At 70.7% G+C, this 5,988-nt stretch carries 5 protein-coding genes and 1 pseudogene; 4 read left to right on the forward strand and 2 right to left on the reverse strand.

Going from position 1 to position 5,988, the window contains the following annotated elements:
- Nucleotides 1-768, forward strand: a 768-nt coding sequence (locus AC1D12_RS22115; protein ID WP_477842874.1) for a lipase family protein, incomplete at its 5' end; no start/stop codon positions are given.
- A 97-nt stretch (nucleotides 769-865) separates the two neighbouring features.
- On the opposite strand, the gene AC1D12_RS22120 is transcribed toward AC1D12_RS22115, so the two are convergent.
- Nucleotides 866-1,540 carry an oxygenase MpaB family protein gene (locus AC1D12_RS22120; protein WP_477825319.1) on the reverse strand — a complete coding sequence of 225 codons (675 nt, stop codon included), beginning with the start codon at nucleotides 1,538-1,540 and terminating at the stop codon, nucleotides 866-868.
- Complete coding sequence (locus tag AC1D12_RS22125) at nucleotides 1,537-2,013, reverse strand: Lrp/AsnC family transcriptional regulator (RefSeq protein ID WP_047507213.1); 477 nt, start codon at nucleotides 2,011-2,013, stop codon at nucleotides 1,537-1,539. Before AC1D12_RS22125 ends, AC1D12_RS22120 begins: the two co-directional genes overlap by 4 nt.
- 115 nt (nucleotides 2,014-2,128) lie before the next feature.
- On the opposite strand from AC1D12_RS22125, the gene AC1D12_RS22130 reads away from it, so the two are divergent.
- The 3 genes and pseudogenes from AC1D12_RS22130 (at nucleotide 2,129) to AC1D12_RS22140 (ending at nucleotide 5,724) form a co-directional block, all read left to right on the forward strand.
- Nucleotides 2,129-3,319 carry a M20 aminoacylase family protein gene (locus AC1D12_RS22130; RefSeq protein WP_477825320.1) on the forward strand — a complete coding sequence of 397 codons (1,191 nt, stop codon included), beginning with the start codon at nucleotides 2,129-2,131 and terminating at the stop codon, nucleotides 3,317-3,319.
- Nucleotides 3,319-4,461 (forward strand): annotated as a pseudogene (locus AC1D12_RS22135) (diaminopropionate ammonia-lyase); the annotation flags it as partial. The gene AC1D12_RS22130 and the pseudogene AC1D12_RS22135, both read left to right, overlap by 1 nt.
- A gap of 12 nt (nucleotides 4,462-4,473) precedes the next feature.
- Nucleotides 4,474-5,724, forward strand: coding sequence for a Zn-dependent hydrolase (locus AC1D12_RS22140; RefSeq protein WP_477842876.1), 1,251 nt, complete (start codon nucleotides 4,474-4,476; stop codon nucleotides 5,722-5,724).
- Nucleotides 5,725-5,988: the final 264 nt, after the last annotated feature.

Genomic DNA, 5,988 nt, shown 5'->3' on the forward strand with positions numbered 1-5,988 from the left:
GACTACGTGGGCCTGGGCGCCGCCGGCATCCACCCCTACCTCGTCGGCACCGGCCAGGCCCGCTCCGCGCTCGATGCGGTACGGGCCGCGCGGCAGATGGTGGGCGTGGCGCTCGCCGATCGAACAGTCATCTGGGGCCATTCGCAAGGCGGCAACGCGGCGCTGTGGGCCGGCATGCTCGCGCCCACCTACGCGCCCGACGTGCCGCTGGCCGGCATCGCCGCCCTCGCCCCGGCGAGCGACCTGCCGGCGCTGATGAGCGCCGTGCAGCACACGCCGATCGGCCGCATCACCTCGTCGTACGTGCTGCAGGCCTACAGCGACACGTATGGCGACGTGAAGTTCGACGCCTACGCTCGCGGCTGGCCGGCGCTGGTGGCGCGCGACATCGCGTCACGCTGCAGCGCGGGTGGCAAGGCGGCGTTCACCGCGCTCGAGGCGGTGGCGGCCGGGGGCAGCATCTTCTCCACGTCGCCCACGGGTGGGGCGCTGGGCCAGCGGCTCGCGGAGAACACGCCGCTCGGGCCGTGGGCGCAGCCGGTGTTGGTGGCGCAAGGCTTGGCGGATGAGCTGGTGCTGCCGGAAGTGCAGTCACGCTTCGTCGCGGCGCGCTGCCAGGCGGGGCGGGTGATCGACTACCGGCGGTATGCGGGGCGGGATCACCTGTCGGTGGTGGCGGGGGATTCGCCGCTGGTTGGGGAGCTGGTGGAGTGGACTCGGCAGCGGTTTGCGGGCGTGCCTGTGGAGGGAGCTTGCCGCGAGCGTTAGGGCACGGGCTACCCGTTCGGACTGAGCTTGTCGAAGGCCCTGCGCGCTCCGGTCACAACCCTTCGACGGACGGGCCCTCGACAAGCTCGGTCCCTGCTCAGGGCGAACGGGAGGAGCGGACGAGTACCTTCACCCACCCACTCGCTTCCCCCAGCCCCAACACCTCCCGCACCCCCGGCTCCATCGTCGCCAGCATCCCCTGCCGGAACGCCCAGCGCGTGCCGAAGGGCACCGTCAGCTTCACCACATCCCGCAGGCACAGGCGCGCCAGGCGTTCACCTTCTGGCGTGCGGGCCATGCAGCGCGCCTCGTACTCGCGCTGCAGCTGCTGCCACTGCGGCAGCGTCTCGGGCAGCTCGCTCATCCCCATCTCCAGCCCCACGCGCTGCCAGAAGCCCAGCAGCAGCGCCGTCTCGCGCGCCTCGAGCTTCACCCGCGCATGCCGCTCGTTCCAGCGCAGCGGCTCCAGAAAGAACGTCGCCAGCACGTAGCGGTAGTCGCTCGCATCCGCCGGCACATGGCGGTGCACCTCGCGCAGCCGCTGCAGCGCCGCTTGCCCCGCTTCGCTGTCGAAGCCGTGGCAGATCAGCTCGCGCAGCGTCTGCCGCGTGCGTGCCAGCCTTGCCTGCGTCTGCGACACCAGCTGCGCATGCCCGTACAGCGCGGTCACCAGGTGCGCGATACCCATCATGCGGATCAGCGCCAGGTAGGTGCCGATGCGAAACGTCATCCGGTGCCGGCCGTAGTACAGCGCCTCGATCTGCGTCGTCATGCCCCGGCCTCCCCAGGCTCGGCCAGCGCGATCCGCGTCTCGAACTTCGAACAGTTCATCGCGAAGGTGCTCTTGAAATTCCGCACGTTGTTGTTCGACGAGAACACCTCGCGCGTGAACGCGTGGTACCGCTCCATCGACGCCGAGTTCACGATCAGCAAGAAGTCGAACTCGCCCGACACCTCGTAGCAGGCCATCACGTCGTCCTCGGCCGCCATCTTCTTCTCGAAGTTGCGCAGCAGCGCATCGTTCTGCTTGTCCAGCTCGACCGAGACGAACACCGTCAGCGGCCGCCCCACGCGCTGCCGGTCGACGATGGCCACCTGCTTCATCAGCACGCCCGAGGCCTTGAGCTGCGCAATGCGCCGCTGGCACGTGGCCGGCGAGCTGTGCACCCGCTCGGCCAGCGTGCGCATCGGCAGCGAGGCATCGTCTTGCAGCAGGTTCAGGATCTGGGTGTCGAGTCGGTCCATCCGCCCATTTTCGACCAGCAAAACGGGACAAACGCATCACGCCGCCCCGAATCGCGGTGAATCCGCTCACGCGCTGCTGCCGACAATGCAGCATCCGCCTCGCCCGGAGCCCGCCATGTCAGCCTCGTCCGCCACATCAGCCACCGAGTTCGAAGCCCAGCTGCAAAGCTGGCGCCACCACCTGCACCGCCACCCCGAGACCGGCTTCAACGAGCGCCGCACCGCCGACCACGTCGCCCGCGTTCTCGAGCTGCTGGGCATCGAGGTGCACCGCCCCATCGGCGGCACCGGCGTCGTCGGCACGCTGACGGTGGGCCGCGGCAGCGGCGCGATCGGCCTGCGTGCCGACATGGATGCGCTCGCCCTCACCGAAGCCGCCGAGGGCCGCGCCCACGCCTCGCTCAACCCCGGCTGCATGCACGCCTGCGGGCACGACGGCCACATGGCGATGCTGCTCGGCGCGGCGCAGTTGCTGGCCCAGCGTCGGGATTTCGACGGCACGGTGCGCTTCATCTTCCAGCCCGCCGAAGAGCACGGCCGCGGCGCAGCGGCGATGATGGCCGACGGCCTGTTCGAGCGCTTCCCGGTGGATGAGATCTACGGCGCGCACAACATGCCCGGCCTGCCGGTCGGCCACATCGCCACGCGCACGGGCGGCATCATGGCCAGCGAAGACAACTTCGTGATCCGCATCACCGGCCGCGGCGGCCACGCGGCGCGCCCGCACATGGCCATCGACCCGCTGGTGATCGGTGCCGAGATCGTGCTGGCGCTGCAGACCATCGTCGCGCGCTCGGTCGATCCGGGGCAGCCGGCCGTCGTCTCGTGCACCGAGTTCGTCACCGACGGCATCCGCAACGCGCTGCCGACGCACGTCACGATCAAGGGCGACACGCGCAGCTATGCGCCCGAGGTGCAGGCGCTGCTCGCGCGGCGCATCCGCGAGCTGTGCGAGGGCATCTGTGCGGCGCATGGCGCGCGCTGCGAGGTGGACTACACGCATGAGTTCGCGCCGACGGTGAACTGGGCGCAATGCGTGCCGGTGGCGGTGGCCGCCGCGGTGGAGGTGGTGGGCGCAGACCGCGTCGACGACCAGGTGGCGCCGATGATGATCTCGGAAGACTTCGGTGCCTTCCTGCGCATCGTGCCCGGCGCCTTCGTCTTCATCGGCAACGGCGATGGCGACAGCCCCGGCGCGGTGCCGCTGCACAACGCGCGCTACGACTTCAACGACGCGCTGCTGCCGATCGGCGCGCGCTTCTTCGCGGAAATCATTCGCCAGCGCCTGCCGCGGCGGGAGGCCTGATGCTGTTCCTCAACCCACGGGCCGAACGCCGGCCGTATGACGACGCGCTGCGGGCGATCCTGAATATCAAGTCAGGGCGCGAGGGCCGGCGCTGGCTGCGGGCATGGTCGCTGTTGAACGAAGGCGCCACGCCGCTGTGGCCGCTGCCGCGGCTGGCCGCGCAGCTGGGCCTCGCGCACCTCGCGGTGAAGGATGAATCGACGCGCTCGCCGCTCGGCAGCTTCAAGGCGCTGGGCGCGCCGCTGGCGCTGCTGCGCTTGATCGTGCGGCGTTGGCCCGATCGCGGCTGGCAAGCGGCCGACCTGCTGGCCGGGAAGCACGCGGCCGAGCTGCGCGAGCTGGTTGTCATCAGCGCCACCGACGGCAACCACGGCCGCGCGCTCGCTGCGGCCGCGCAGAGCATCGGCTGCCGCTGCGTGATCGTTCTGCACGCGCACGTCAGCGCCGAGCGTGAGGCGCCGATCACCGCGTTCGGCGCCGAGATCGTGCGCATCGCCGGCGACTACGACGCCTCGGTGCGCGAGGCCGCGCGGCTGGCCGCGGCGAACGGCTGGACGGTCGTCTCCGACACCTCGTACGACGGCTACGAAGAGATCCCGCGCGACGTGATGCAGGGCTACGGCACCATCGCCGACGAGGTGCTGGAAACCGGCAGCGCACCGTTCACGCACGTCATCGTGCAAGGCGGTGTCGGCGGGCTGGCCGCGGGCATCGTCAGCCATTTCTGGGAACACTTCGGTACGCAGCGGCCGGTGTTCATCGTCGTCGAGCCCGAGCAGGCCGATTGCCTGCTGCAGAGCGCGCGCAGCGGCCACGCGGCGCGCGCCAGCGGCTCGGTCGATTCGGTGATGGCCGGGCTGGCCTGTGGCGAGACCTCGCCGCTCGCGTGGCGCTTCCTGCAGCCGGCCGTCGATGCCTTCATCACGGTGAGCGACGGCGCTGCGGTGCAGGCGATGCGCACACTCGCCGAAGGAAGTGCCGGCGACGTGCCGGTGCTCGCCGGCGAATCGGGCGCGGCCGGGCTGGCGGGATTGATCGCCGCTGCCGGGCAGCTGAGCCTCGACGCGAACGCCCGCGTGCTGCTGCTGAACACTGAAGGCGCGACGGCGCCGGGTGTGTACAAATCCCTCACCGGCCGCTCAGCCAGCGCCGTGCTGGCCGCGCAGGCCGCTTGGCGATCGAACGACGGCATCGACGAGGCCGCGCTGATCGAGCGCGTCGAGCAGCACGCCCGCATCGGCGCGATCGACGGCGGCGGCGTCTGCCGCATCGCGCTGACCGATGCCGACCGCGCAGGCCGCGAGCAGCTGGTGCGCTGGATGCAGGAAGCCGGGCTCGAGGTGCACGTCGACCAGATCGGCAACCTCTTCGGCATCCGCGCCGGCACGCATGACCTGGCACCGGTGATGACCGGCTCGCACATCGACACCGTCGCCACCGGTGGCCGCTACGACGGCATCTACGGCGTGATGGCCGGGCTGGAGGTGGTACGCCAGCTCGACGCGCGCGGCGTGCGCACGCGCCGCCCGCTGGTGGTGGCCGCCTTCACGAACGAGGAGGGCGTGCGCTTCATGCCCGACATGATGGGCTCGCTGGTGCATGCCGGCGGGCTGCCGCTGCAGCAGGCGCTGGACACGATCGGCACCGATGGCGCGCGCCTCGGCGACGAGCTGCAGCGCATCGGCTTCGCCGGCAGCATGCGCTGCGGCACGCTGCGCCCGCATGCCTTCGTCGAGCTACACATCGAGCAGGGGCCGGTGCTGGAGGCGGAAGGCATCGCGATCGGCGCGGTGCACGATCTGCAGGGCATCTCGTGGCAGTCGATCGCGATCCAGGGCCAGTCGAACCACGCCGGCACCACGCCGATGCACCTGCGCCGCGATGCCGGGCATGCCGCGGCAGCGATCGCCGTCTTCGTGCGCGAGCTGGCGCTGCGCTTCGGCGGCTCGCAGGTCGGCACCGTCGGCGCGATCGAGCTGCACCCGAACCTGATCAACGTGATCGCGTCGCGGGCCACGTTGACGGTCGACCTGCGCAACACCGACGAGGCCACGCTGCAGCGTGCCGAGTCCGAGCTCGCCAGCTTCCTGCAGCGGCTGGCGGTGGAGCAGGGCGTGACGATCACCGCGCGTTCACTGGCCCGCTTCGAGCCGGTGCGCTTCGACGAGCGTCTGGTGGGCCGCATCGAGCAGGCCGCCGCGGCGCGCGGGCTCACGCAGCGGCGCATCACCTCGGGTGCGGGGCACGATGCGCAGATGATTGCGCGCATCGCGCCCTCGGCGATGATCTTCGTGCCCAGCCGCGGCGGCATCAGCCACAACCCGCGCGAGTTCACCGCACCCGGGCAGCTGCGCGACGGCGCGAACGTGCTGCTCGATGTGCTGCGGGCGTTGGCCGACGAGTAGCAAAGAACCCCGTTCGCCCTGAGCCTGTCGAAGGGTCTGTGCGCATGACACCAAGGCTTCGACAAGCTCAGCCCGAACGGGGGGGAAACCGTTCGCCCTGAGCCTGTCGAAGGGCCTGCGCGCATGGCACCAAGGCTTCGACAAGCTCAGCCCGAACGGGGGGGAAAACCGTTCRCCCTGAGCCTGTCGAAGGGCCTGCGCGCATGGCACCAAGGCTTCGACAAGCTCAGCCCGAACGGGGGGGAAAACCGTTCACCCTGAGCC

The organism is Rhizobacter sp. P1_G5 (genome assembly GCF_056405435.1).